General features: G+C 41.0%; 21 protein-coding genes and 1 other annotated feature. Of the genes, 8 read left to right on the plus strand and 13 right to left on the minus strand.

Features of this window, described 5'->3' with window-relative positions; all coding sequences use genetic code 11:
* Positions 1–47: 47 nt before the first annotated feature.
* The 5 genes from MHI20_RS10290 (at position 48) to MHI20_RS10310 (ending at position 6,413) form a co-directional block, all read left to right on the plus strand.
* The gene (locus tag MHI20_RS10290) at positions 48–1,031 is read left to right on the plus strand and encodes a YncE family protein (protein WP_144679143.1); all 984 of its coding nucleotides are present in this window, start codon (positions 48–50) and stop codon (positions 1,029–1,031) included.
* The gene (locus MHI20_RS10295; protein WP_340938022.1) at positions 1,028–1,714 is read left to right on the plus strand and encodes a response regulator transcription factor; all 687 of its coding nucleotides are present in this window, start codon (positions 1,028–1,030) and stop codon (positions 1,712–1,714) included. Before MHI20_RS10290 ends, MHI20_RS10295 begins: the two co-directional genes overlap by 4 nt.
* The gene (locus MHI20_RS10300) at positions 1,711–3,129 is read left to right on the plus strand and encodes a HAMP domain-containing sensor histidine kinase (RefSeq protein WP_047945637.1); all 1,419 of its coding nucleotides are present in this window, start codon (positions 1,711–1,713) and stop codon (positions 3,127–3,129) included. The genes MHI20_RS10295 and MHI20_RS10300 overlap by 4 nt, the downstream gene beginning before the upstream one ends.
* 148 nt (positions 3,130–3,277) lie before the next feature.
* Complete coding sequence (locus MHI20_RS10305; protein WP_144679142.1) at positions 3,278–5,389, plus strand: ArnT family glycosyltransferase; 2,112 nt, start codon at positions 3,278–3,280, stop codon at positions 5,387–5,389.
* Positions 5,390–5,420: 31 nt separating this feature from the next.
* Positions 5,421–6,413: a glycosyltransferase family 2 protein gene (locus MHI20_RS10310; RefSeq protein WP_144679141.1), complete on the plus strand. Its 993-nt coding sequence runs from the start codon at positions 5,421–5,423 to the stop codon at positions 6,411–6,413.
* 48 nt (positions 6,414–6,461) lie between these two features.
* On the opposite strand, the gene MHI20_RS10315 is transcribed toward MHI20_RS10310, so the two are convergent.
* Both MHI20_RS10315 and MHI20_RS10320 read right to left on the minus strand, forming a co-directional pair.
* Positions 6,462–7,811, minus strand: coding sequence for an amino acid permease (locus MHI20_RS10315; protein WP_008348215.1), 1,350 nt, complete (start codon positions 7,809–7,811; stop codon positions 6,462–6,464).
* Positions 7,812–7,886: 75 nt separating this feature from the next.
* Positions 7,887–8,111, minus strand: a binding site (T-box leader).
* Positions 8,112–8,202: 91 nt separating this feature from the next.
* Positions 8,203–8,877 (minus strand): NAD(P)H-dependent oxidoreductase, encoded by a 675-nt coding sequence (locus MHI20_RS10320; protein WP_035701558.1) that lies wholly within the window; start codon positions 8,875–8,877, stop codon positions 8,203–8,205.
* 220 nt (positions 8,878–9,097) lie between these two features.
* Here MHI20_RS10320 and MHI20_RS10325 point away from each other — a divergent pair, with 220 nt between their 5' ends.
* Positions 9,098–9,463 (plus strand): winged helix-turn-helix transcriptional regulator, encoded by a 366-nt coding sequence (locus MHI20_RS10325; protein ID WP_045033986.1) that lies wholly within the window; start codon positions 9,098–9,100, stop codon positions 9,461–9,463.
* An 8-nt stretch (positions 9,464–9,471) separates the two neighbouring features.
* Here the strand turns inward: MHI20_RS10325 and MHI20_RS10330 are convergent, their stop codons facing one another.
* The 3 genes from MHI20_RS10330 to ctpB form a co-directional block, all read right to left on the minus strand.
* A complete protein-coding gene (locus MHI20_RS10330) occupies positions 9,472–10,659 on the minus strand; it encodes a PDZ domain-containing protein (RefSeq protein ID WP_024719912.1) in 1,188 nt (395 codons plus the stop codon).
* A 68-nt stretch (positions 10,660–10,727) separates the two neighbouring features.
* Positions 10,728–11,081 (minus strand): swarming motility protein SwrAA, encoded by a 354-nt coding sequence (locus MHI20_RS10335; protein ID WP_007500014.1) that lies wholly within the window; start codon positions 11,079–11,081, stop codon positions 10,728–10,730.
* A 344-nt stretch (positions 11,082–11,425) separates the two neighbouring features.
* Positions 11,426–12,871, minus strand: a complete 1,446-nt coding sequence (ctpB, locus tag MHI20_RS10340; protein ID WP_041091482.1) for a carboxy-terminal processing protease CtpB — start codon at positions 12,869–12,871, stop codon at positions 11,426–11,428.
* 153 nt (positions 12,872–13,024) lie between these two features.
* Between ctpB and MHI20_RS10345 the strand changes: the two genes are divergently transcribed.
* Complete coding sequence (locus MHI20_RS10345) at positions 13,025–13,765, plus strand: sulfite exporter TauE/SafE family protein (protein ID WP_017368130.1); 741 nt, start codon at positions 13,025–13,027, stop codon at positions 13,763–13,765.
* Positions 13,766–13,813: 48 nt separating this feature from the next.
* Here MHI20_RS10345 and MHI20_RS10350 read toward each other — a convergent pair whose 3' ends face one another.
* From MHI20_RS10350 to MHI20_RS10370, 5 genes are all read right to left on the minus strand, one after another.
* Positions 13,814–15,076, minus strand: coding sequence for a murein hydrolase activator EnvC family protein (locus tag MHI20_RS10350; protein WP_024719914.1), 1,263 nt, complete (start codon positions 15,074–15,076; stop codon positions 13,814–13,816).
* 114 nt (positions 15,077–15,190) lie between these two features.
* Positions 15,191–16,081: a permease-like cell division protein FtsX gene (ftsX, locus tag MHI20_RS10355; RefSeq protein WP_025208057.1), complete on the minus strand. Its 891-nt coding sequence runs from the start codon at positions 16,079–16,081 to the stop codon at positions 15,191–15,193.
* On the minus strand, positions 16,074–16,760 hold the full coding sequence (gene ftsE / locus MHI20_RS10360) for a cell division ATP-binding protein FtsE (protein ID WP_008348229.1): 687 nt from the start codon (positions 16,758–16,760) through the stop codon (positions 16,074–16,076). The genes ftsX and ftsE overlap by 8 nt, the downstream gene beginning before the upstream one ends.
* A gap of 382 nt (positions 16,761–17,142) precedes the next feature.
* Positions 17,143–17,472 (minus strand): cytochrome c551, encoded by a 330-nt coding sequence (gene cccB / locus MHI20_RS10365; RefSeq protein ID WP_007500002.1) that lies wholly within the window; start codon positions 17,470–17,472, stop codon positions 17,143–17,145.
* Positions 17,473–17,520: 48 nt separating this feature from the next.
* The gene (locus tag MHI20_RS10370; RefSeq protein WP_041091479.1) at positions 17,521–18,369 is read right to left on the minus strand and encodes a YitT family protein; all 849 of its coding nucleotides are present in this window, start codon (positions 18,367–18,369) and stop codon (positions 17,521–17,523) included.
* 189 nt (positions 18,370–18,558) lie between these two features.
* On the opposite strand from MHI20_RS10370, the gene MHI20_RS10375 reads away from it, so the two are divergent.
* Positions 18,559–19,293: an alpha/beta family hydrolase gene (locus MHI20_RS10375; protein WP_326112376.1), complete on the plus strand. Its 735-nt coding sequence runs from the start codon at positions 18,559–18,561 to the stop codon at positions 19,291–19,293.
* Positions 19,294–19,507: 214 nt separating this feature from the next.
* Here the strand turns inward: MHI20_RS10375 and MHI20_RS10380 are convergent, their stop codons facing one another.
* From MHI20_RS10380 to secA, 3 genes are all read right to left on the minus strand, one after another.
* Positions 19,508–21,301: a M3 family oligoendopeptidase gene (locus MHI20_RS10380; RefSeq protein ID WP_336750194.1), complete on the minus strand. Its 1,794-nt coding sequence runs from the start codon at positions 21,299–21,301 to the stop codon at positions 19,508–19,510.
* A gap of 124 nt (positions 21,302–21,425) precedes the next feature.
* Positions 21,426–22,527, minus strand: a protein-coding gene (gene prfB / locus MHI20_RS10385) for a peptide chain release factor 2 (RefSeq protein ID WP_096881918.1) whose coding sequence is annotated in 2 segments (ribosomal slippage) — positions 21,426–22,454 and positions 22,456–22,527 — 1,101 coding nt in all. Because the reading frame shifts where the segments join, the coding sequence is not laid out codon by codon here.
* Positions 22,528–22,594: 67 nt separating this feature from the next.
* Positions 22,595–25,120 (minus strand): preprotein translocase subunit SecA, encoded by a 2,526-nt coding sequence (gene secA / locus MHI20_RS10390; protein WP_035701569.1) that lies wholly within the window; start codon positions 25,118–25,120, stop codon positions 22,595–22,597.
* Between the last annotated feature and the right edge of the window lie 77 nt (positions 25,121–25,197).

Below are 25,197 nucleotides of genomic sequence, written 5' to 3' on the forward strand. Positions count from 1 at the left end.
TTTTTGTGTTATGCTTTTTGAAAATAGAGCACCAAAGGAGCAGAAGGATGAAACGAGTGAAATATTTTTTAATATGCTTGCCAGCTCTACTATTTTTCCTAGCAGGCTGCGGAAAAGACCAGCAATTTACGCCCCCTGGCAGCTCTCAATCAATTGCTGTCATTTCTCAACTAAAAAAAGCCTCCTTTTCAATCGTTGATTTACAAAAAAATAAAATTGTCTCTTCCGTTGATTTAAAACATCCTCTCACTGATCTTGTTCACATCAACAAAGACGTGATCATTGCATCAAGTAAGGAAGGACAATCTCTTATAGAAATCAATTTAAAAAAAGGAACAGCAGCGGACTATATGAATGTGAATAAAGGTCTGACTTCACTTGCGTATGATGCGGATACCAACACTTTACTTGTGACCGATTCAGAGAAAAATGTCGTTTATTTTATCGATACAGTGCACAAGAAAATTAAAGCAACTGTGAAGACCGGGACATTACCCTCTTCTATGGCGTTGTCTTCTTCTGGAACGTTGTTTGTTTTAAATGCAAAAAGTCATTCTGTTTCAGTCATTGATATTGAAAAGAAAAAAAAGATACGAACGATTTCCGTCCTAGAACGGCCATCTGGCATTCATTTTGATGGGCATTCCATTTGGGTTGGAGGACACGGTAAACCGGGCACATTAAATAAGAGCATTTTTGCTTACGACCCTAAAACAGGTAAAAAACAGCGAGAAATCAAACTAGGTGTTATGCCAGTCGCATTTTTTTCAGAAAAAAACTCTTCTACTTTATATGTATTATGTCATGGAGACCATACACTATATAAAGTAAATACCGAGAAAAACAAACTGCTTTCCTCTGTTGAGACCGGTCAAAATCCGAATTATATCACTGCTGATTCCTCATCTATATATGTCAGTAACTTAGATGACAATTCAGTATCCGTCATCGACAAACATACATTTATGTTGAAGAACCGACTGAACATCCCAGCAGGACCTTATGCTATCATGTTGGAGGAAAAGAAATGAAAGAACAGATGAATATTTTAATAGTAGATGATGAATTAGATATACTTGAGTTAATCGGATCCTTTTTGCAGAGACAAGGCTTTCACGTGATAACTGCAAATAATGGCACGGGCGCCTTACATCAGCTTGAAAAAGAGGCCATTGACCTTGTTGTATTGGATATTATGATGCCAGATATGGATGGATTCGAAGTCTGCCAGCGCATTAGGCAAACCTCTCAAATCCCCATTTTATTTTTAACAGCTAGAAGTTATGAAGAGGATCGCATTAAGGGGCTGGAAATTGGAGCAGACGACTACATCATGAAGCCTTTTAGTCTACGTGAGCTTGCAGCTAGAATTGAAACGACATTAAGACGAATTAGAGGTCTTTCTTTAAAGCGCAGTCGAATCATGATTGGTGACTTGGAGATCGATCAAGATGGCAGACAAGTCTATCTCAAGCAAGAGCCCATCAATTTAACAAGAAGAGAATTTGATTTACTTATGTTTCTTCTGCTCAATCAAGGCCAAGTCTTTTCCCGTGAACAGCTCTATCAAAAATTGTGGGAATCACACTCACCTAGTGGCTCTTTAAGAACAGTCGATACACATATTAAAACACTAAGACTGAAATTAAAGGAAGCGGAACGGTATATTAAGACCGTTTGGGGTGTCGGCTATAAGTTTGAGGAGGACAAATGAAGCCATTATCTATTAAAAGGAAAGTGCTTTTCTTAATCCTTTCCGTTATAGGCATCGTTGCTGCCTCAGCTCTTGCCCTGACTTATTACTTATACCAGCACTTATATATAGATAAACAGATTGACTCTTTAAGTTTACAAGGAAAGAAGCTGGCAGAAATCTATCACAAACACGGGAAAGACACATATTTTACTGACAGAATGAAGTGGGCAAATGACTCAAGTCAGGCAAGTGTTATTTTTACTGATGATCCTATGGAGCTTTCAAGCGGTATTCCTTTCGATACGAATACAAACGATAACCTCATTACGTTTAAAGAACGCCAAAAGCTTCTTCAGGGGAAAACAGTTGTGTTAATTAGAGAACACCCCCAGTTTCATCAAGATATTCTCGGAATTGCCATCCCTGTGTTCTCAAACAAAAATGATTTATCAGGAACCATTTTCCTCTCTATGCCTTTATCTGATGTGTATGAACCGTTTGTTCAAATTCGATTAACACTTGGCATCTCTATTTTAATTATCCTGCTTTTGATTTTCTTTATTGGATATAAAAGTTCTAATAAAGTCGTAAGGACGATCAATCAAATGAAAGAAATTGCAATGGAAATGGAATCTGGTGATTTTTCAAAACGCATGGCTGTGACCAAAAAAGGGGATGAGTTAAATCAGCTGAGCCGTTCCTTTAATAAACTGTCCTCTACCTTAGAAAAAGTTGAACAGCATCGCAGAGAGTTCCTTGCCAATGTCTCCCACGAACTGAGAACGCCTTTAAGTTATATGAAAGGCTATGCTGAAGGAATTGAAGAAGGCATTATTGATCAAAAGAAAGGCATGCAGATTATTCAAGACGAATCCACACGATTAAGCCGGCTCGTACATGACCTTCTTGATCTCGCACAGTTAGAGGGGGAATCTTACCCACTAACGATGGAGCCGATCGTCTTTGCGCAGCTTATTCATGATGTTCTTGATCAAATGACATTCATTGCTAGTCAAAAGAGAATCTCGTTCAACCGCGAACTCGAAGAGGATTGTATTATTTATGGTGATAGCGATCGACTTGAGCAAGTCGTTCGTAATTTATTGGACAATGCCATCCATTACACGCCTTCAGGAAAATCGATTTCGATTGAATTATTCGTTCACCAACAAACTGCTGAATTGAGAATTACAGATGAAGGCAGCGGAATTCCAAAAGGAGATCTCCCTCATGTTTCTGAGCGTTTTTATCGAGTGAATAAAGCCCGCACAAGAAAAGATGGCGGCTCTGGTCTTGGACTAGCCATTGTTTATCAAATTATAAAAAAACATCGTGGCACGTTCGTTCTTCAATCTGAACAAGGCCTAGGTACGACCGCTATTATACAATTACCAAGTGCAGAGACCACTGAAACTCCGCCTGTCTCCTCATAAAATAAGATGACATCTTAAACAAAACAGCTCTTTTCTAGAGCTGTTTTTATTCAACAGAAAAATAAAGAATTGGCCTTTTTTTATTAACAATTTATTCATATTTGCTTGTTACACTTTTTTCAAGTTAAGAAAAAGGAGTGACAAGCTTTTGATTAGACGCTTTCAGAAATTTGATCTTTATTTATTTTTCATATTGATTTTATCTGCCATTTTAAACATTTATAACATTTGGAACGACGATACGGTGAACGCTTATTATACAGCGGCGGTCACAAGTATGATGCAAAGCTGGCATAATTTCTTCTTTGCTTCGTTCGATCCCTCAGGTTATGTCACGGTTGATAAACCACCGCTCGCCTTCTGGCTGCAAACGATCAGTGCCAAAATTTTTGGCCTGCATGGTTGGAGTGTGATCTTACCCCAAGCTTTAGCTGGCATTGGATCTGTTTATTTAATCTACCGCCTAGTCAAACCTACATTTGGCCAGGCTGCTGCAAGACTGTCAGCGCTTATTATGGCGTGTACACCAATCGCAGTTGCTGTATCTCGTACAAATAACATTGACAGCTTACTCGTCTTTATTCTTTTACTCGCAACAGCCATGATGTTCAAGGCTGTAAAACAGCAGAAAGTGCTTTGGGCGATTGCTTCTTTTGCAATGATCGGTGTCGGTTTTAATACAAAAATGCTACAAGCGTATATGATTGTACCGGCTCTCGTCCTGTTTTACATCATTGCCTATCGAACGACATGGAAGAAAAAGTTGTTATCGCTGATGATTTCAATGATTGTTCTTTTAGGTGTATCTGCTTCATGGTCTATAGCGGTTGATCTCACTTCCAAAGACAATCGTCCTTATATGGGATCAAGTCAATCGAACTCAGCACTAGAATTAGCCTTTGGTTACAATGGTCTGCAGCGGTTGACTGGTCAACAGTCTGGCGGAGGAGGCGGCACAAATCAGGGTGAGGGACAGCCACCTTCACAGCAAGGTGATCAGCAAAATGACAATAATTCCACCATGCCTCAGCCGCCATCAAATGGAACTCAAAACAACTCAGACAGTTCAAACCAACCATCCAGTCAGGAACAGCCTTCCATGCAAGGACCACCAAGCAGTGCAAACGGCACAACACCACCTGATATGCCTTCAGGCGGTAATGGTGATGGACCGCCAAATGGTGGGGGCGGAAAAATGGGAAGTGGTTCTGGCATGTTTGGAACAGGAACAAAAGGGCCATTACGTCTGTTCCAATCTGAACTGTCCGATCAAATCAGCTGGCTGCTTCCATTTGCGCTCTTTGGTGCGATTGGTCTCTTCTTCTCGACAGCCTTTGAAAGAAGACGTCTCAATACAAAACAAAAAGAAACACTATTTTGGTTAGCTTGGCTTATACCTGTTGCTGCATTTTTCAGTGTAGCAGGATTTTTCCATCACTATTATTTAATCATGCTGGCACCGCCAATTGCTGTATTAGCAGGAGCCGGATGGGTGTCTATGACTCAATTGTTTCAAACGGGAACTGGCTTTAAAAAATGGCTACTGCCAATTGCGATATTCGTCACAACCGCATTTGAAATCTTTATCCTATCCACATTTACAAGCACAATCGGTCTTGGATTAAGCATTGCAGTCGGTATCATTGGTATTGGAACGATCCTTTCTCTACTTTTGATAAAAGGGAAAGAAAAACTAAAACAATTCATGTCTCTCATTGCCATCCTTGGGATGCTGATCGCACCCCTATACTGGGCAAGCACACCTCTTCTTTACGGAGGAAACAGTATGCTGCCAGAGGCTGGTCCTCAGCTTGCAACTTCAAGTGGCAGCATGAGTTCACAAGTCAATGAAAAGCTGATCAGCTATCTGGAGAAAAACAATACGGGAGAAGAATTCCTATTCGGGACAACAGATGCAACCACTGCTTCGCCTTACATTATTAAAACAGGAAAAGCTGTTATGGCATTAGGTGGATTTAGTGGATCTGATAACATTCTCACGCTTAATGAATTCAAACAGCTCGTTAAAGACGGCAAAATCAAATACTTCTATCTTTCTGGTATGAGAGGCGGCAGCTCTGACATTCTCACTTGGATTCAAAAAAATGGAAAAGAAGTATCTGCTTCTAAATGGCAGAACAGCTCTACATCCAAAACGAATCAGCAAACAGACAGCCAACAATCAAAACAAAATGATCAGTCAAATGGACGAATGGGCGGAATGGAGAGCGGTACTCTTTATGAACTATCCGTTGATTAATTCATCTATTAAAAGGGAGGAACGATGACTGATGGAAAAGAACATACAATACTCTGTTGTAGTCCCAGTGTATAATGAAGAACTTGTGATCCATGAATCGTATCAGCGCCTCAAGACCGTCATGGATTCGACGGGAGAAGCATATGAGCTTCTCTTCGTCAATGACGGCAGTATGGATCGAACAGCTGAACTGATTAAAGGGTACTGCCAGACCGATCCGCATGTGAGACTTATTGATTTTTCTCGTAACTTTGGGCATCAAATTGCCATTACAGCGGGAATGGATTATGCAAAGGGAGAAGCTGTCGTAGTGATTGATGCGGATTTACAAGATCCACCTGAATTGATTTTAGACATGATTGAAAAATGGAAGGAAGGCTATGAGGTCGTATACGCGGTCCGCACGCAACGAAAAGGCGAAACAGCTTTCAAAAAGTACACGGCTTCCCTTTTCTACCGAGTGCTACGTCAAATCACCGAAGTAGATATTCCTATTGACACCGGTGACTTTAGATTGATGGATCGTAAAGTGTGTCATGAAATGAAAAAAATACGCGAGAAAAACCCATTTGTCCGCGGATTAGTGAGCTGGGTTGGCTTCAAACAGATTGCGGTAGAATATGTTCGGGATGAGCGGTTGGCAGGAGAAACAAAGTACCCTCTCAAAAAGATGCTCAAGCTCTCGATGGATGGGATCACATCTTTTTCTTACAAACCTTTAAAGCTAGCCAGCGTAGCAGGTATTGCCCTTTCAGTTATTGGCTTCATTTCGATGTTTCTAGTTTTATATTTAAAGCTTTTTACAAACAGCACCATCACCGGCTGGAGTTCATTAATTGTCATTCAGCTATTCTTTAGCGGGATCATCCTCTTTATGTTAGGCATGATTGGGGAGTATATCGGCCGAATCTACGATGAAGCCAAGGACCGGCCGCTTTATATCGTCAGGGAGAGCTATGGCCTTCAGGCAAAGCCCCATCCCGTTCAATCCCCTGTCCACTTCAAGCAATATAAACAGCATTAAAAAAAGCGTGCGAGACCCTTCAGAAGGTCCTGCACGCTTTTTAATAAATTAGACGGCTGTTTCAAACCGTTTTCTGTTAATAAAGAAAGAAAGTGTAATGATTAAATAAATGCCCATGGTGACCAGCGTTTGAACAATTGGTGTATTGAATACAACGCCGACAAAAATGGCCATGATCGCAATAACGGAAAACCACGTTGTGAAAGGATACAGCTTCACGCGATATCCGCCTGGCTGTGCGACGCTTCGAGATTTCAAATGACCGACGGCAATGATAAACCAGATGAATAGAACTGTGTAACTTAAAGAGCCCATTAAGTAATTAAACGTTTGACTTCCTACAAAAAGAGAAATCAATACAGCTGCATACAAGGTAGATGTACATACAAGGATGGCTCGAACAGGCACCTGCTGTTTTGACAGCTTGGAGAATCCTTTCCATACACGGCCATCCATTGCCTGTGTATAAAGCACCCGTGATGAAGCATACAAGCCAGAGTTCATAGAAGACAAAATCGCTAGTAAGATAATACCATTCATGATGTCACTAGCATACGGTACTCCGATTGTTGCAAACACTGTCACAAATGGACTTACTTGCTCATTGTTGACTTGATTCCAAGGGATTAAGCTGACAATGATAAAGAACGGCAGTACATAAAAACCGATGATGCGTACAAACGTACTTTGAATGGCCTTTGGGATGACTTTTTCAGGGTTTTTTGTTTCTGCTAAAGTGACCCCAATCATCTCCGTCCCACCATATGAATACACGACAACCAGCATTGCTGCAATTAATCCGCCAGTACCATTTGGGAAAAATCCACCGTGATCCGTTAAGTTAGACAATCCAGGTGCTGCATGCTGTCCGAATGAGACAAATAGCATGGTAAATCCAATGATAATAAATAAGATGATGACAGCAATTTTAATAGAAGCCAACCAATACTCTGTCTCAGCAAACATTTTGACTGAGCAAACATTAATGATTGTGACTACAAGTGAAATGATTAACACAAGCATCCAGATTGGCACTTGTGGGAACCAGTACTGAATAAAGATGGCCGACACAATCGCTTCTGCTGCAATATTCAGCACCCACATCTTCCAATAGATCCAGTCTAAGAAATAGGCCGGATACTTTCCTAACACAGGTTCAATCAAGTCACGGAATGTTCTTGCTCCAGGTCGTGCAACGGTCATTTCGGCAAGTCCTTGCATAATAAATAATAAAATAAGACCACCAATCATGTATGCCAAAATGACAGCAGGACCCGCAATATCAATGGCAGAACTGCTTCCTTTAAACAGACCAGCACCGATGGCACCGCCAAGCGCAAGCATCATAATATGCCTTGATGTCATTGTTCGTTTTAACTGCACATGTTCCTTTTCCATTTTCTATAGCTCCTTTAAATTTGAATCTTCAGACAAATATGAGATAAAAGCATATAAAAAGGCCAGCCATCTCCTAGAAGAGACGACTGACCTTACAACCGCGTTACCACTCTTATTGATTCAGCCATGGCTGAATCCAACTTAAAACCCGATAACGGAGGTCACACGTAAAGACTTACTATTCATTCAGTCTTACCGCTCTTTGAGCGAGTTCAATGATTCGTTTTACTGCGTTGCACCGACCCGCAGCTCTCTTAAAAAACGGATGTTCATTTACTATTCTCAAGTCAAAGCGTTTATAGTCAAATTTGTATATTCGTCAAAGATTTTATTTTTTAAATATACTGACTAACCACGCAATTGTCAACAGCCTTTTTCAGACAAACAGCTATTAACGAATCCAAACAGCTACTTCATCCATCGGGCGACGTGTTTTGCCGCGTTTTGGCTCAGTGACACGATAACCAAAGGCTGCCATGACAGAGATGTCGTATTGACCATCCTCCAGTAACCCTTCTTCTTCTAAGATACGATGGATGTGATCGTAGCTAAATCCTTCAACTGGGCATGAATCAATGCCGATCTGTGCCGCAGCTGTCATCATGTTACCTAAGGCAATATACGTTTGTTTTGAAGCCCAATCAAATAATGTACGGTCATTTTCTAGTAGATGAAGATCGTTCTCTTGGAATTCTCTGTAGCGCCCCTTGACCATTTCAAACGTTTCGTCTGTCATTCCTTTGATTTGCTTGTTGATGTATTCTGCATATGCTGAATCATAGCGGGCATCTGTTCTTGCCAAGATGATCACAAAATGGCTGGCAGTTGGAAGCTGCTTTTGCGCCCCCCATGTATACTCTTTTAATTTTTCTCTAAATGCTTCATTTTGAATAACGAGGAACTTCCAAGGCTCAAACCCTACAGAGCTTGGAGAAAGTCTTCCTGTTTCTAAAATAAATGCAAAATCATCCTCTGGAATCTTTTTCGCTGGGTCAAACTCTTTTGTCGCATGACGGAATTCATACGCCTCAATGATTTCTTTTTTTAATAGCTCTTTGTCTCGCATATTATTCATCCTTTCTAATGAACAGGTGTGTTCCCACAATCCAATTTCTTTCCATTCCCTAATAGAAATTGTTATGATAGGAAAACAAACAACCCGAATGTGTGATGTCTATCTCTATGGTAAAAGAAAAGCTTCCATTGATTCAAGTACGCACATTTTTGTTCGTTAGGCACAAACATGTTCGTTTATGACCATTTTCGTTTAAGAAAGGAATGTTGAGATGAGTGCACCATCCAATCCAGTCAGTATTGTGAATCATGGCTGTCCCGTGTCTATCACTACAAATGTCATCGGAGGGAAATGGAAAGGCGTCATCCTTTATCATTTGACTTGCGGTCCAAAGCGTTACAACGAAATACGCCGGCTTCTGCCAAGAATTTCGCAGCGTGTCCTGACGTTGCAATTACGAGAACTTGAACAAGACGGGATTGTTCACCGTGAAGTCTATGAGGAAGTTCCTCCTCGTGTCGAGTATTCACTGACTTCTCTTGGAAATACGTTAAAGCCCATTATCTTTGCCATGCGTGAATGGGGCGAATCCTATGGGAAAGAAACGCGCCCAAAAGAAAAAAGCTGCCATCTCTAGCAGCTTTTTTAAGATGAAATCGCCGTTGGCTCTTGCTGAGGATCGTCCTTCACAAACAAGATACCAAGCTGGTGATGCTCCCCTTCGTAAGAGGCGCGTTTCTCAAACCTTGTCTGACCATTGAGACCAATGATCTCAAGCTTTGTCAGAGCACGATTGGTTTGTAGTGCTTCATAAAATTCTGAAACGGTTTTGATCTCGATTCCATTGACCTTTGTAATAATTTCTCCGATCTCAAGCTTTAAATCAGCCGCAGGGGTATTCGGAATGATACCAAGCACCATAAGCCCTTGATTCCGCTTAGAGAAAAAGAATGGTGCAGCGTTGTCATTCGCCCTCTGCTTCCATGATAAAAAGGCTCTTCCTGCAATCGCTAGAACAACAGCTCCCCACGCAATCGGCTCAAACCAAATACTTGCCGCACCTACTACAGCAACAACTAGACCGAGCATCATTATTCGGCGTGACGTAATTTGAATACTCACAATTGGCAGCGATCCTTGAATACGCTGGCCAAAGCCGATGATGTACGGGATCACAATAAATGAAAAGCTTTGATCGTGCACTTGAAGCACAGGCCACCATGGCAGAGAAGAAGTCCATTCACCTGCCGGCATCAGCAAAACAAGTGGTAGAAGCCACAGACGGTTTGCTCGCTGCTGGCCGATCAAAAGTCCTCTCGCACTCATCACCATTGCAGGCGATGTACGTAAATGCGCCGTTCGATAGGCTAAGATGCCTTCGGTCATTAACAGTAGCCCTAACAGGATCACAACGGCTGATGCATTCATCATTGAAAGCTGCGGCAGCCAAGAATGGCTCACTTGAACAGACATCAGTCCAAATGCCGCAATAAAACTGAAACCGAGTGTGTATGCAGACGAAAGCGCACTCGCCTTAAAGAATAAAGAGAAAACGATGGTCATCGCTGCAATCAGCACGATGAATCCAGGCGGAAGGGAAATCCCTAAGCCTACAGATATGATCGATAGACAAATTCCTGGAACCCATCCCTTTGAATATGTAAATTTCAGTTCATCGTAAACATCTTCTATTCTTGTTTGAAACGCTTTTCTCTCCCGCTTTACGCGGATGTAGCCATATAATAGGCTGATTAATATCATAAAATAAAAAAGAGGATGGATTAAAAACAGACCGACCGCTTTTAATCCGGCTCCCATCCACTCCGAGCTCATTATCGTTCACCGCCCAAGTCAAGCATTTTCTCTTATTCTATCAAATAAATCGATGCTTGACATCAGGTTTATTTCTCCTGATTCATCCAAAGTGTGACATTCGACAGTGAAAAATCTTTTAAATAGTGATTTACATCTACGTCTAATATGCCGCCGAGAAGCTGCATGGACCTCTTGATGTCGGTTAAGTTTATACCAAGTCTCTTATGATTATCCATTAAATAATTGAAGTATATCTCAGCACAGTCTTCATCGATCTCGTCGACTGATTCTACCGTTGTGTAATTGACCAAGTACCTGCTTAACAGCATGAGTAGACTTAATGCCTTTGTAGCCGAAAACGTCACATCTTTCGTACGACTCTTAAGCTCCTCTACCAACTCGTAATATTTTTTCTCTCTCACAATACTTGCCCTTTTCAATTGTGTACCCCCATTTACTAGTTCTTTTAAGAAAAGCGCAAACCTCGGTACAGCTCAATGCTTAAGCTGAATATCCGCAAAAAATAAAATATTTAAAATGAGTGCTACTTTTTATTGTAAGAATTATTTATGTAACATACAACTTTCAAAAGTTTCATTTTCATGACATGTTTAAATCAACAGAAAGTCTCTTATATAAATATGTTATCGGGTAAATTCGAAGGAATGTTATGTTTTTTGTAAAATAAATGAATATATTTCTCGATATAATATATTTTTAAGAATAAATTATTACATGTTCGTAACACTTATGAACCAAAAAAAAGAGGCATTTATTCGCCTCTTTATTTTTTGAGATATAGTGCTTTTAGTGCAGTTTGTAGCTGAAGATCATTCTTTTCATAAGATTTCACTTCATCTACCATCTTGTTCATCATTTTCGCTGTCTTTAAATCAATCACACCTGATTTTTCGAGATTGTATGTGCTTTGAAATGCGAGTACAGCCTTTTTCGTTTCTTCGTCAAAATATCCATCTACTCTGCCTGGGTCAAATGATAACCCTTTTAACAATGTCTGTGCTTGTCTGACTTCTTCATTGTTCATATCAAGCTGAAGCGGTTCTTTCAGCTGGAGCGGGCCGACGGTGAAGTAATCTGGTTGATGAATCGCAATCGTCGGCACAACGCCTTTTTTGTGAATCCAATTCCCTTTCGGTGTCAGCCACTTATACAGCGTTAATTTAATGTTACTCCCATCTCCCATTGGTACCGCCTGCTGCACAGTCCCTTTACCAAAGGAAACGTCACCTACCACTTCATACTTCCCTGCTTCTTTCATGGCACCAGCCAGAATTTCAGAAGCGGATGCACTTCCTTTATCAATTAAGACATTGACCGGGTATGGTTTTTGTTCTTTTCGTTTTGAAAAATATCGTTTTCGATCGCCATTCCGTTCTGCAATTTGAATATATGGCTGATCCTTTGTGATAAAATGTTTCAAAATGTCTTCCACACTTTGTAGATAGCCGCCAGGATTTCCTCTAACGTCCAGCACAAGGCCCTCCATGCCCTTTTTCTCGAGCTTATTCAAGCTTGCCGTGAAATCCTTCGCCGTATCTTCAGAGAAGCTAGAGATCGCAATATAGCCTGTTTTATGACCATTGACCTCTTTCATTGAAGCCGTTACGGTTTCAAGCGGGATTTCTTCTCGTTTGATATGGAATGTTAGCTCTTTTTCAATTCCATTTCGTCTGATTTTCAAGGCGACAGACGTTCCTTTTTTTCCTCTTATTTTCAGTACAGCATCGTTTAGGCTTTTTTCTTTCATCGACTCACCGTCAATGCTGATGATTTCATCTTTCGGTTTCAGACCCGCCTTTGCCGCAGGGGATTTTTTAAAGGCAGAGACAATGATAATCTTTCCTTCATCCATTCCAACTTCTGCCCCAATTCCTTCAAATGAGGAATCAAGTGAATCCGAAAATTGCTTTGCGGTTTGCTTGTCCATGTATACTGAATACGGATCATTTAAGGTTGAAAGCATTCCTTGTATGGCACCTTCAAGCAGCTTTTGACGATCCACTTCCTCTACATATTCATTCGAAATGAGGTCATAGGCTTTCTCAATTTTCTCCATTCCGTTTTCCTTCGCTCGATCACTTGATTGAGCTTGTCCAGCCACTGCAGCCGCTTTCGGTGACTCCGCTTGAGTCGCCTCTTTATGCGTCATAACCCCTGCACTGATGATGAGAATGACACTTGCCATGATGGATGCGATTTGTTTTTTCATATTTGGCCTCCTTCTTCAACTCTTCCTGATGACCTGAGTTATTATATGCCAGAAGAAGGGATTTCATGTAAAGACATTCTCCTAAGGAGGCTTGACTAATCATTTCAATAGGTGTAATTTTTATTTTGTTACGATCGAGAAGGAGTCTTCGCTATGTATATTATATTGACGATGCTTTTATTAGGAATTTTACTAGGGTTTGTAGGAGCTGGCGGGGCTGGTTTTGTCATCGCATTGCTGACGTTAATCTTTGATGTACCAATCCATACTGCACTTGGGACATCTTTAGCTGCTATGGCATTTACGACTTTATCTGGTGCATACAGCCACTACCGGGAAGGAAATATCCAGCTCAAATCAGGTTTGATTGTCGGTGCACTAGCTTGTATTGCTTCATTTGCCGGAGCAAAAGTGGCTCCTTTTATTCCAGAGGATAGCCTGCACTATTTAACAGCTGGTATGCTCTTTTTATCTGCTGTTTTTATGATGATCAAATTGTTTGTCCTAAAAGAAGATGCTGAGCAGCAGCCGCTTTCTTCACGCCAATTGCTGATCAGGGGCATTATATTAGGCCTTGTATCAGGGATGCTTTCAGGGATGTTCGGTATCGGATCAGCACCATTTATTCAAGTGGGGCTTTTGATTTTGCTGAAGCTGTCTATTAGACAAGCTGTTGGCACAACGATGCTAGTGATTATTCCAATCTCTATTGGCGGTGGAATTGGTTATATTTCAGAAGGCTATGTTGACTTTATCCTGCTCGTTCAGATCTTAATCGGTACCGTATTAGGAGCTTTTATTGGGGCAAAATTTACACGCCTTGCGCCGAAACCTCTCTTAAAATCCGCTGTGCTTTTAACACCTATTATTGCCGGATTACTGCTGTTATTTTAACTTCATCTACATGAAAAAAGCCGATAACATGCTGTTATCGGCTTTTTATTAGCGGATATATTGCGCTGGATTGACTGCATTTGATTTCGCGCCATTCCATAATCCTTTATGAATTTCAAAATGAAGATGCTGGCCATAAGACTGACCTGTGTTGCCCATATATCCAAGGAATTGACCTTGCTCGACTCTTTGACCTGTTGACACACTTCTTGTTGAAAGATGAGCGTATACCGTTTGATACGTTTGGCCATTGATGTTATGTGTAATGAACACCACGTTGCCATAACTCGACGAGTAGCTTGAGTTCGTGACTGTTCCAGATGCGGCTGCAACGACAGATACAGTGCCCTTTGCAGCGATATCTAATCCGTAGTGCTGTCCGCCAGAACGTCCGCCAAAGCCTGATGAGAAACGGCCTGCAGCTGGTTTAATGAAACCTGAGCTACTTGCTGGTGTATCTGACACTTGATCAGATCCTCCACTTGGTGCAGGTGCACTTTTTTCAGCAGCTGCTTGTTCTGCTTTCTTCGCTTCTTCTTTTTGACGGCGTGCTTCTTCAGACTTTACCGCCGCTTTTTGATTCGCTAAAATTTCTTGTTCATTTTCAAGCTTTCCTAGTTCATCATGTGCATGTTCTTTTTCTTTCGTTACATGACCAAGGACTTTTCCTTTTTCTTTTTGCTGTTTAGATAGGTCCTTTTTCAACGTTTCAAGCTCTTTCAAAGATGTTTCAAGTCCACTTAGCTGTTTATTTAGCTCTGCTTCTTTTTGCTCTACTAGCTCCAAATCATTTTCGTGTTCTGTAATCATGTCTTTATCTGCTTCAACGATGGTTGTAACAGCTCCCACACGACTGACAAAATCACTAAAGCTACGAGCACCTAGCAGCACATCTAAATAGTTGATTGTACCGCCACTTTTTTGCATAGAACGAATTCGATCTTTGAAAATCGCTTTCCTCTTTTCAATTCGCTCGTTGATGACTTCAATCTCTTTTTTTAGTTTTTTGATCTCTTGTTTCGTCTGTTTGACCTCTTTTTCTTTTTCAGCAACTTTTTCAGTTGCGGCACTTACTTTTTGGTCAATTTTTTCAATTTCTTGCTTTAGCTTTGATTCTTTCTTTTCAAGCTTTGCCAGTTCTGATTTCTTTTTCTTCAAGGTTGATTCAGTCTTCGATGTTTTCTCTTCAATTTGTTGACGTTTTTGATCTAGGTCTTCGTATGCGAATGCACGATTTTCGTTCCCTGGAATGTATAGCCACGTTGTTCCAATAAACGCTGCCATTCCAGCCATTATCAGCTTTCTTTTCAAAACGATATTCCCCTCCCATGACAACTGCCTGCATGAAGAGTCGACCGGATGAATTGGATCAGCCGGTCACATCTTCTATAGAATCTTCGAGTGCTGCCATCAATATAAATAGATTTATACTTTCAAGAATTTACGGATGGACGTTAAACTTCCCCACACACCGATAATGGCACCGATCAATAGAAGGATCAGTGATACTTGATAGACAAACGGATTGTATGGAAGCATTGAAATAAATGAACCTTGTACCCTTGGCGCCACCCAGCCGACAGCATAATGATATGTGCCAAGCAATACAGCGATTGGTATAATCGAGCCAAATACACCAAGTAGTAATCCTTCGATGAAGAACGGCCAGCGGATAAACCAGTTCGTTGCACCTACTAGTTTCATAATCTCAATTTCTTTACGTCTAGCAAAAATCGTAATTTTGATCGTATTGGAAATCAAGAACATCGCTGTAAATAAAAGCCCAATAATAAGTGCGATGCCGACATTACGCGCCACTCCGACAACATTAAAGAGTCGGCTGACCTCTTCTTTTCCATAAGTGACTTTATACGTCCCTTTTAGGTTTTCTAATTTCTTCGCTACTTTTGGTGTATCGTGAGGATCTGTTGTTTTCACAATAAACGCATCATTTAATGGATTTTCTTGATCAACCAGTCCCATAGATTGTCCATTTTCACCAAAGCTTTTAATCAGTGCTTTTAGTTCATCATCCTTGGATGAGTATTTCACATCACTGATTTCAGGAATCTTCTCAATTTCTGCTTTTAATTCATCCTGCTGCTTTTGATTCGCGGTTAAATCGATGAGAACTTTTACTTCTACTTCTTTCTCAGCGTTCGATGCCATGTTATTCAAGTTGAGCATAATGACAAGAAAAACCCCAACTAAAATCAATGTGACAGTGACCGCACTAATTGATGCAAATGTCATCCACGTGTTTCTTCCAAGTGAACGGAAGCTCTCACGTAAATGCCGCGAGAGAGTTTTAATCATAAATTCCGTACTCCCCTCTTGCTTCGTCACGCACAATCATTCCATCTTCGATTGCGATGACGCGTTTCTTCATGCTGTTTACAATCTCTTTGTTGTGTGTCGCCATGACGACTGTTGTTCCGCGGTTATTAATCTCTTCAAGTGTCTTCATGATTTCCCATGAAGTATCTGGATCAAGGTTTCCTGTCGGTTCGTCTGCAATGACAACCTCAGGATGATTGACGATCGAACGAGCGATCGATACACGCTGCTGTTCACCGCCGGAAAGCTGATCTGGAAATTGACGAGCTTTGTGCTTTAATTGCACCAAATCAAGTACTTCAAGCACTTTTTTCTTAATAATACTTGGCTGTTCACCAATGACTTCAAGAGCAAATGCCACGTTCTCAAAGACCGTAAGACTTGGAAGCAGTTTGAAATCTTGGAATACTACGCCAATTTCTCTTCTCACATAAGGAATTTCTTTTTCCTTCATCGAGCCTAAATCTTTGTTATTAATTAAGATTTTCCCTTTTGTTGGCTTCTCTTCACGATACATCATTTTAATGAACGTGGATTTACCAGCGCCACTGGGACCAACAACATACACAAACTCTCCTGGATGGATAGAGACATTGATTCCATTGATCGCCTTTACACCATTAGGATAGATCTTATAGACTTCCTTCATTTCAATCATGTAATCACCTAATCTTTTCTTATTCGCTGTCAAACAGCTCATCATGATGTTCTGACACTTCTCGTCAAAAAACGTTATGTATGGTCACGCACATACCCTTCGATACGCACAAGCAATTTATGTCCTTTTCATCCAAAAAGATGAAAAAATTGACTCGTCTAAATTTCAACAACTCCAATTATACGTCATGAATCGACGCAATGGTATTACATTTATATTTCAAAACTTATAAATAAAAGGTAAATAGAGCAATCAAAACCGAAAAACGTGTCTTTTTACCCTTATTTTTTAAATAAAATTTAATATAATACGTTTTCATACTATCCAAAAGTCTTTTTCTACAAATAGAAAATAAAAAAACCTTGTCGATTAGACAAAGGTTTTATTTTTTCTCTGCAAGCCATTTGGCGACTTCTTTTGCTTGTTTTTCATCTACCATTCCGCTTGGCATAGATCCTTTACCGTTCTGGGCAATATCTGCAATTTGGCTTTCATTATATTTCTTCCCGACTTCTTTCAGGCTTGGGCCGCCTCCGCCAGATAAGTCTTTTCCATGACAGCCAATACAGTTTTGCTGATAAATCTCTTCACCACTGCTCACATTTGAAGCACTTTTACTGCCTTCTTTGTCACTGCTGCTTGAATTTCCTCCACAGGCCGCAAGTACAAAAAGCATAGCGACAAAAAGAAGCGTTAATCCGCTCTTTTTCATGTATTTCCCTCCCTTACAATCATTTGGTCAACGTTATTATATCCTTGTTTACGCCCTTTTAAAACCCTCACCAAGCACCTCTTTTGCATCCATGACGATGACAAACGCTGATGCATCGATCGCTTTTACCACTTGTTTCAACTTTGTGAATTGTGACTGCCCTACCACACACATTAAAATAGGCCGGTCATGGTCGGTGTACCCACCTACTGCTGAAATCTTCGTTACACCACGATCAATTTGATCAAACACCGCCTGTCTGACCTCATCCTCATGGTCCGTAATAATCATGGCCATCTTCGAGTGACTAAAGCCAGCCTGAACCACATCAATCGTCTTACTAGAAATGAACACTCCGATCACAGCGTACAGTCCTTCTTCAATCCCAAAAACAGTCATGGCCGCCAAAACAATCAAACCGTCCATCATCGCTAAACAAGTACCTAACGTCAGCCCTGTATATTTATTGATGATTTTGGCCGCAAGTGCCGTTCCTCCCGTTGAACCATTGCCGAGGAAAACGAGCCCAATTCCGATCCCAATCACTACACCGCCAAATATTGCGGCGAGCAGTGCTTCATGGGTGACAGGAGCAATGTGTCTTGTTAAGAACACCATTAAAGGTAAAAAGACAGAACCAACGAGCGTTTTTACCCCAAATGTTCCACCTAATAAATAAAAGCCTGCGATAAAGAGCGGAATATTGAGACCCCATTGTACATATGCAGCTTCAAAACCGAATGACTGCATAATGGTACTGATTCCGCTCACACCGCCAGCAGCAATCTGATTTGGTAATAATAACGTATTAAAGCCAACCGCCACGATGGCTGATCCTATTAAAATGAGTACATAATTTTTCACTTCAATCCAAAGTTGAGAATGTTCCTGCTTCATGTCTTTCTTCCTCCGTTACTTCTGAATGCACACCTATTTTAAGCCCTCTCATTCAGATTGTAAATAACAGCCAAATGCAGTGCTAATGGATTAATACTTTATCACACAGCCGGATCAGCGTACTTGCCGTTTGGCAGAAGAGTAAATGATGGTATATTTAATATGTACATGAGAAAGAAGGGACATACGATGAAGAAAATACTGAAGATCACCGGTATTACATTACTTGCACTCATCATCTTAGCTTTTGGTGCTTTCTATACATGGAGCCGCTTTACATATGGACCATCGGAAGCGTTAAAAAAGCAGATGAAGATTGAGCAGGTCGATCATAAAAATGGGGTATATTCATTTGAAGCATCAAAAAGCGATACTGGCATCATTCTCTATCCTGGGGCAAAAGTTGAACCTCTTGCGTATGCCTATCTAGGGAATGCGCTGATGAAGAAAGGCTATTCGGTCTTTATCCCAGACATGCCATTTTCCTTCGCGATTTTTAATACGAAGAAGGCAGAGGATATCCTCAAAAGTCATCCAGTCATCAAGCATTGGTACATTGGCGGACATTCGCTAGGCGGGACAGCTGCCGCTATGTATGCAGAGAAAAATCAAAGCAAGCTGGACGGCCTCTTTTTCCTTGCCTCCTATCCTGCATCAGATGATTTGAAACAGGCTTCCTTGCAAGTATTATCTATTTCAGGCGAAAAAGATGGGCTGGCGACACAAGAAAAAATCAAAAAATCGAAAAAGCAGCTACCTTCTCAAACGGTGTACCATGAGATAAAAGGCGGTAATCATGCTCAATTTGGCATGTATGGCAAACAAAAAGGGGATCAGCCTGCAGACATTCCAGTCCTCACGCAACAAAAAGACATCGTTCAGACGATGCTGGAATGGTTAAAACCAGCAAAAAAGCTCCCGTAATGGGAGCTGCCAGATTGTTGACAAAGGGCTAAAATGAACTTGATTTTAGCCCTTTGTCTTCTTTTCAGCGTGATAGAAAACCTTTGCAGTCTAGGAAGGACGAGCATCGGCGCGGAGCGAATTTGACATTCGTGAGCACCGAAGCGCAGGACTGACAACGAATGCGAGGGTTTGTCTACACGCTGAAGCTCCCGTAATGGGAGCTTTTCATTTTTTATGCCTTCGTCGCTTCTAAAAACTCTTCAGCATCTGCCACAGCCAGTGAAATGGCCTCTTCCCAAAACGCTTTTTGAGTCAGGTCGACACCTAGGTGCTTATATGCCAAATCTTCTACAGTCATTGACGCTGTATCTTTTAATAGCGCAATATATTTCTCTTCAAATGATGCCCCAGCCTGCAATGCTTTCGCGTAAATACCTAGCGAGAACATGTACCCGAAGGTGTAAGGGAAGTTATAAAACGGGACACCTGTAATATGGAAATGCAGTTTAGACGCCCAGAAATGCGGATGGTATTCATCTAAAGAGTCGCCAAAGGCTTCCTTCTGCGCTTCTACCATCAACTCATTCAAGCGGTCAGCTGGCACTTCTCCTTGTTTGCGCTCTTCATAAAAGCGTTGTTCAAATAAGAAGCGTGATTGAATATTCATAAAGAATGCCACACTGCGCTGCAGCTTATCCTCTAACAAACTGAGACGCTCTTCTTCATTGGCCGCCTCTTTTAATGAAGCATCTGCCACAATCATTTCTGCGAATGTCGACGCAGTTTCAGCTACATTCATCGCATATTTACGATTCAACATCCGAACATCCTGCATGACTTCCTGATGGAACGAATGACCAAGCTCATGTGCTAGTGTCGCTACATTGGATGGAGTCCCTGAGAAGGTCATAAAAATACGTGATTCCCCGCTATCAGGGAAATTCGTACAGAAACCGCCCACTCGTTTGTTTGGGCGATTCTCAGCTTCTACCCAGCGTTCATTAAAAGCTTTTTCAGTAAAAGCAGCAAGCTCTTTTCCAAACCCTGCGAAATGCTTGATAATAAAAGCGGCTGCGTCTTGATAAGAATAGGTTTTTGTCTCAATTCCAATAGGCGCTCCCACATCAAACCAGCTTAGTTTATCAACCCCAAGCATGTCAGCTTTACGTTGTAAATAATCAATGAATGGCTGTTTATGTTCATCAATGACAGACCACATTGTATCGAGCGTCTCTTGTTTCATCCGGCAAATATCAAGGGGCTCTTTTAATATATGATCCCATCCTCTTGCTTCATATACTTGTAGACGAAAACCAGCGAGATGATTGAGTGTGCTTGCAAACAAATGTTCATCCTGTGTCCATGCATGTTCTAAATTATGATACACGGCTTTTCTTACTTCACGATCTGAATCATCCATCGCATTTTCTGCTTGGCCTACAGAGATCATTTGTGTTTCACCATTTTGCTCAAATGGAATGGTAATTTTGTTCACCAAGCTAGAATAAAGTTCATCCCACGCATGATACCCATCTACTGCTAGTTTTTGAATGAGTGTTTCCTGTTCAACAGGCAGCTGATCTTTCACATGTTCTCTTCGTTCATTTAATATGTAACGAACATCTGAAAAAGCGGCTGAATCCATTAATTCTTCCCACTGGCTAGTAGGAATCTCAGCAAGTGATTGATCAAACCCTGCTAGAATGGTTCCTAATTCAGCTTCCAGCTTGGCAATAGACCCTCGGAGGCTGCCCGCCTTCATATCCTTTGTATTTTGAGATTGTAGACAGGATACAAATGAACCTGCTTGCGCTAGTTTTTTATATGTGATTTCATACGTTTCAAGGACAGCTGTTAACTTTTTTTCAATTTGTGTATCTTCTTTTGAAAAGGCATCTACCTTTTGTCGTAACTCATCTAATAGCTGCTGTATGTGCTGTAAGTATGTGATAAATTCTGATGAAGAACTGCCTCCTTTAAAAAAGGCATCTAAATCCCACGTCTCTTGTAATGGTTTTAATCCCAAATTATTTCCCCCTTTAATTGCTAATTTCATCATACAAAGGATATAGAGTCAGTATGGCATATGTATTCCTTTATATTCATTATATTTTCTCACAATTAAAAAAACCCGGCAAGAAGCCGAGTTTTTATGATAATTTTGAACGTAAATACGCATCGATAAAGGAATCTAAATCTCCATCCATCACCGCTTGAACATTTCCCATCTCCGTGTTGGTACGATGGTCTTTCACAAGAGAATATGGGTGGAAAACATACGAGCGAATTTGGCTTCCCCAGCCAATTTCTTTCTGTTCTCCTCTGATTTCATCCAATTCCGCCTGCTGTTCTTCGATCCGTTTTTGATAAAGCTTAGATTTCAGCATTTTCATTGCACGTTCTCTGTTTTTGATTTGGGATCTTTCCGTTTGGCACGTCACGACGACATTTGTTGGGATGTGTGTGATACGAACCGCAGAGTCCGTCGTATTGACGTGCTGACCCCCTGCACCACTTGCACGATACGTATCCACCTTAATATCCTCTGTACGAATATCGATATCAATTTCTTCATTAAATTCTGGCATGACATCACAGGAAACGAAAGAGGTGTGTCTACGGCCAGATGAATCAAATGGAGAAATACGGACTAAACGATGAACACCTTTTTCTGCTTTTAAGTAACCGTAAGCGTTATGTCCTTTAATCAGTAATGTCACAGACTTAATTCCCGCTTCATCACCAGGAAGGTAATCAAGTGTTTCGACCTTAAAGCCTCTGCGCTCTGCCCAGCGAGTGTACATTCTGAGTAGCATAGAACCCCAGTCCTGTGATTCAGTACCACCTGCACCTGGGTGAAGCTCAAGAATGGCATTGTTTTTATCATAAGGTTCGCTTAAAAGAAGCTGTAGCTCAAATTCATTAAACTGCTTCGTTAAGTTCTTCAGCTCTTTTTCAAGCTCTGCATGAAGCTCCTCGTCATAATCTTCCTTTAATAAGTCATGTGTCATTTGTAGTTCTTCATGCGATTCACTGAGTTCATGATAGGAGTTCACAGAATCCTTTAGTGCATTGGCTTCATTGATTACCCCTTGAGCCTTTTGCTGATCGTTCCAAAAATCAGCCTCTGACATCGTCGCTTCAAGCTCTGCGATTTTGACTTCTTTTGTTTCTAGGTCAAAGAGACCCCCTAAAATCAGCTAGCCTGCTAGCCATATTTTCAAGCTCTTGTCTAATTTCTACTAATTCCATATCCTTCACCTCATAGATGTATGGGGGCTGACATGAATAGAAAGAGGTTTTCACCTCTTTCCATTACTTATTCTGTCTTCCCATGACAATTTTTATATTTCTTGCCGCTTCCGCAGTGACATGGCGAGTTTCTTCCGATATCCACCACTTTACGCACCGGCTTTTTCTTCACTGTTTTCTCCTCATCGCCTTCTTGAGGCTGATGAGCAGTTGTTTGTCCTTGAACGACTTCTTCACGTTCTAGGTTGTTTTGGATTTCTGATTTTAGCACATATTTAGCGACGTCATCTTCAATTGAAGCGACCATATGCTCAAACATCGCAAATCCTTCCATTTGATACTCACGAAGTGGATTGGTTTGTGCATATGCACGTAAATGGATTCCTTGACGCAGCTGATCCATTGCATCGATATGATCCATCCACTTCGAATCTACTGCACGAAGAACGATGACTTTTTCAAATTCACGCATTTGTTCATCGCCAAATGTCTCTTCTTTTGCATCGTATTTCTCTTTAATCCGCTCCATGATGAATTCGGTGATCTCATCTGCTTCTTTACCGAAGATATCTTTGACCGAAATGGCACCTTCATCTAAATAGTTCGTGTTGATTAATTCAACAAGACCATCTAGTTTCCATTCTTCTGGAAGTTCTTCTTTCGGCGTGTAAGATCCAACAGCCCGCTCAATAGACGATTGAATCATATTGATCACAATCGATTTCAAGTTATCAGAATCGATGACTTCAAAACGCTGTTTGTAAATGACTTCACGCTGTTGACGAAGAACATCATCATATTGCAGAAGCTGCTTACGGGAATCAAAGTTATTCCCCTCAACACGTTTTTGAGAAGATTCAACAGCTTTTGAGACCATTTTACTTTGAATTGGAGTAGAGTCATCCATGCCGAAGCGATCAAGCATCGCCATTGTCCGCTCTGCACCAAATCGGCGCATCAATTCATCTTCCATTGAGAGATAGAATTGAGTAATCCCTGGGTCTCCTTGACGACCAGAACGACCACGGAGCTGATTATCAATACGGCGTGATTCATGACGCTCTGTCCCAATAACAGCAAGACCGCCTAGTTCTTTCACACCTTCGCCAAGCTTGATGTCTGTTCCACGTCCCGCCATGTTTGTCGCAATTGTGACGGCACCTTTTTGTCCAGCTTCCTCAATAATTTGTGCTTCACGCTCATGGTTTTTCGCGTTTAACACTTGATGAGGGATGCCTTTATTTTTAAGCAGTTTTGAAATCAATTCAGATGTCTCAACCGCAACAGTTCCGACAAGAACCGGCTGTCCTGTCATATAACGCTGTGCGACGTCTTCAGCTACTGCTTTAAATTTGCCATCCATTGTACGGTAAATTAAATCAGGTCTGTCATCACGCACAACCGGTTTATTGGTTGGGATTGTGACAACCTGCATATTGTAAATGTTACGGAATTCCTCTTCTTCCGTTTTCGCTGTACCTGTCATACCAGATAGCTTTTCATACATACGGAAGTAGTTCTGGAACGTAATGGTTGCAAGTGTCATGCTTTCATTCTGCACTTCAAGACCTTCTTTTGCTTCAATGGCTTGATGCAGACCTTCACTATAGCGACGTCCTTTCATTAAACGTCCTGTGAAGGAGTCAACGATGACGACTTGACCATCTTCCACAACATAATCAACGTCTTTTTGCATCGCAACATGCGCCTTAAGAGCCTGCGCGATATGGTGGTTAAGAGCAACATGTTTGACATCAAACAAGTTCTCGATGCCAAATGCTTTTTCCGCCTTCGTCATTCCGCTTTCAGTCAGCTGTACACTTTTTGTTTTAATATCATAAGTGAAATCGTCTTCTATTTTTAACGTACGAACAAAGGCATTTGCTTGTACGTAAAGTTTCGTCGATTTTGCAGCTTGTCCAGAAATAATAAGAGGTGTTCTCGCTTCATCAATTAAGATGGAGTCAACTTCATCAATGACGGCATAATGAAGTGGTCTTTGAACCATTTGCTCTTTGTACAGCACCATGTTATCACGTAAATAATCAAAGCCAAGCTCATTGTTTGTTGAATACGTGATATCAGCAGCGTACGCTTCTCTTTTTTCATCTTTGTCTAAGCTGTTTAAGTTTAAGCCAACCGTTAAGCCAAGAAATTCAAAAATCTTGCCCATTTCCTCTGCATCACGACTTGCCAAATATTCGTTGACTGTCACAATGTGGACGCCTTTTCCAGAAAGAGCATTCAAATAAACAGGCATTGTTGAAGTCAACGTTTTACCTTCACCTGTTTTCATCTCAGAGATATTCCCTTCATGTAGGGCAATCCCCCCCATGAGCTGCACCTTAAATGGGAACATTCCTGTCACGCGGCGGGAAGCCTCACGAACCGTTGCAAATGCTTCAACCAAAAGGTCGTCTACAGATTGTCCTTTTTCAAGTTTTTCTTTAAATTCGATCGTTTTATTTCGTAAAGCCTCGTCAGATAATTTCTCAAAATCTTGAGCGAGAGCTTCGATTTCATTTGCCTTTTTTTCATATCGGCTGATCGTACGTTTCGTAGGATCAAACACTTTGTTTAAGATTCCAAGCATATAATAACGCTCCTCTATTTCATGCAATTTTTCGGCATGTCCAAAAGTTTGACAGGTCCATATTTACCTGCATTTAT

Source organism: Bacillus sp. FSL K6-1106, assembly GCF_038005245.1.
GTDB lineage: Bacteria > Bacillota > Bacilli > Bacillales > Bacillaceae > Bacillus > Bacillus altitudinis.

Bases quoted from the DNA above. Each gene is read 5' to 3' on its own strand.
- MHI20_RS10320 (WP_035701558.1), bottom strand. From the start codon at position 8,877: ATGCGAGACAAAGAGCTATTAAAAAAAGAAATCATTGAGGCGTATGAA.
- MHI20_RS10325 (WP_045033986.1), top strand. From the start codon at position 9,098: ATGAGTGCACCATCCAATCCAGTCAGTATTGTGAATCATGGCTGTCCC.
- MHI20_RS10290 (WP_144679143.1), top strand. From the start codon at position 48: ATGAAACGAGTGAAATATTTTTTAATATGCTTGCCAGCTCTACTATTT.
- MHI20_RS10375 (WP_326112376.1), top strand. From the start codon at position 18,559: ATGAAGAAAATACTGAAGATCACCGGTATTACATTACTTGCACTCATC.
- MHI20_RS10345 (WP_017368130.1), top strand. From the start codon at position 13,025: ATGTATATTATATTGACGATGCTTTTATTAGGAATTTTACTAGGGTTT.
- cccB (WP_007500002.1), bottom strand. From the start codon at position 17,472: ATGAAAAAGAGCGGATTAACGCTTCTTTTTGTCGCTATGCTTTTTGTA.
- MHI20_RS10300 (WP_047945637.1), top strand. From the start codon at position 1,711: ATGAAGCCATTATCTATTAAAAGGAAAGTGCTTTTCTTAATCCTTTCC.
- MHI20_RS10310 (WP_144679141.1), top strand. From the start codon at position 5,421: ATGGAAAAGAACATACAATACTCTGTTGTAGTCCCAGTGTATAATGAA.
- ctpB (WP_041091482.1), bottom strand. From the start codon at position 12,871: ATGAAAAAACAAATCGCATCCATCATGGCAAGTGTCATTCTCATCATC.
- MHI20_RS10295 (WP_340938022.1), top strand. From the start codon at position 1,028: ATGAAAGAACAGATGAATATTTTAATAGTAGATGATGAATTAGATATA.
- ftsE (WP_008348229.1), bottom strand. From the start codon at position 16,760: ATGATTGAAATGAAGGAAGTCTATAAGATCTATCCTAATGGTGTAAAG.
- MHI20_RS10315 (WP_008348215.1), bottom strand. From the start codon at position 7,811: ATGGAAAAGGAACATGTGCAGTTAAAACGAACAATGACATCAAGGCAT.
- MHI20_RS10330 (WP_024719912.1), bottom strand. From the start codon at position 10,659: ATGAGCTCGGAGTGGATGGGAGCCGGATTAAAAGCGGTCGGTCTGTTT.
- ftsX (WP_025208057.1), bottom strand. From the start codon at position 16,081: ATGATTAAAACTCTCTCGCGGCATTTACGTGAGAGCTTCCGTTCACTT.
- secA (WP_035701569.1), bottom strand. From the start codon at position 25,120: ATGCTTGGAATCTTAAACAAAGTGTTTGATCCTACGAAACGTACGATC.
- MHI20_RS10370 (WP_041091479.1), bottom strand. From the start codon at position 18,369: ATGAAGCAGGAACATTCTCAACTTTGGATTGAAGTGAAAAATTATGTA.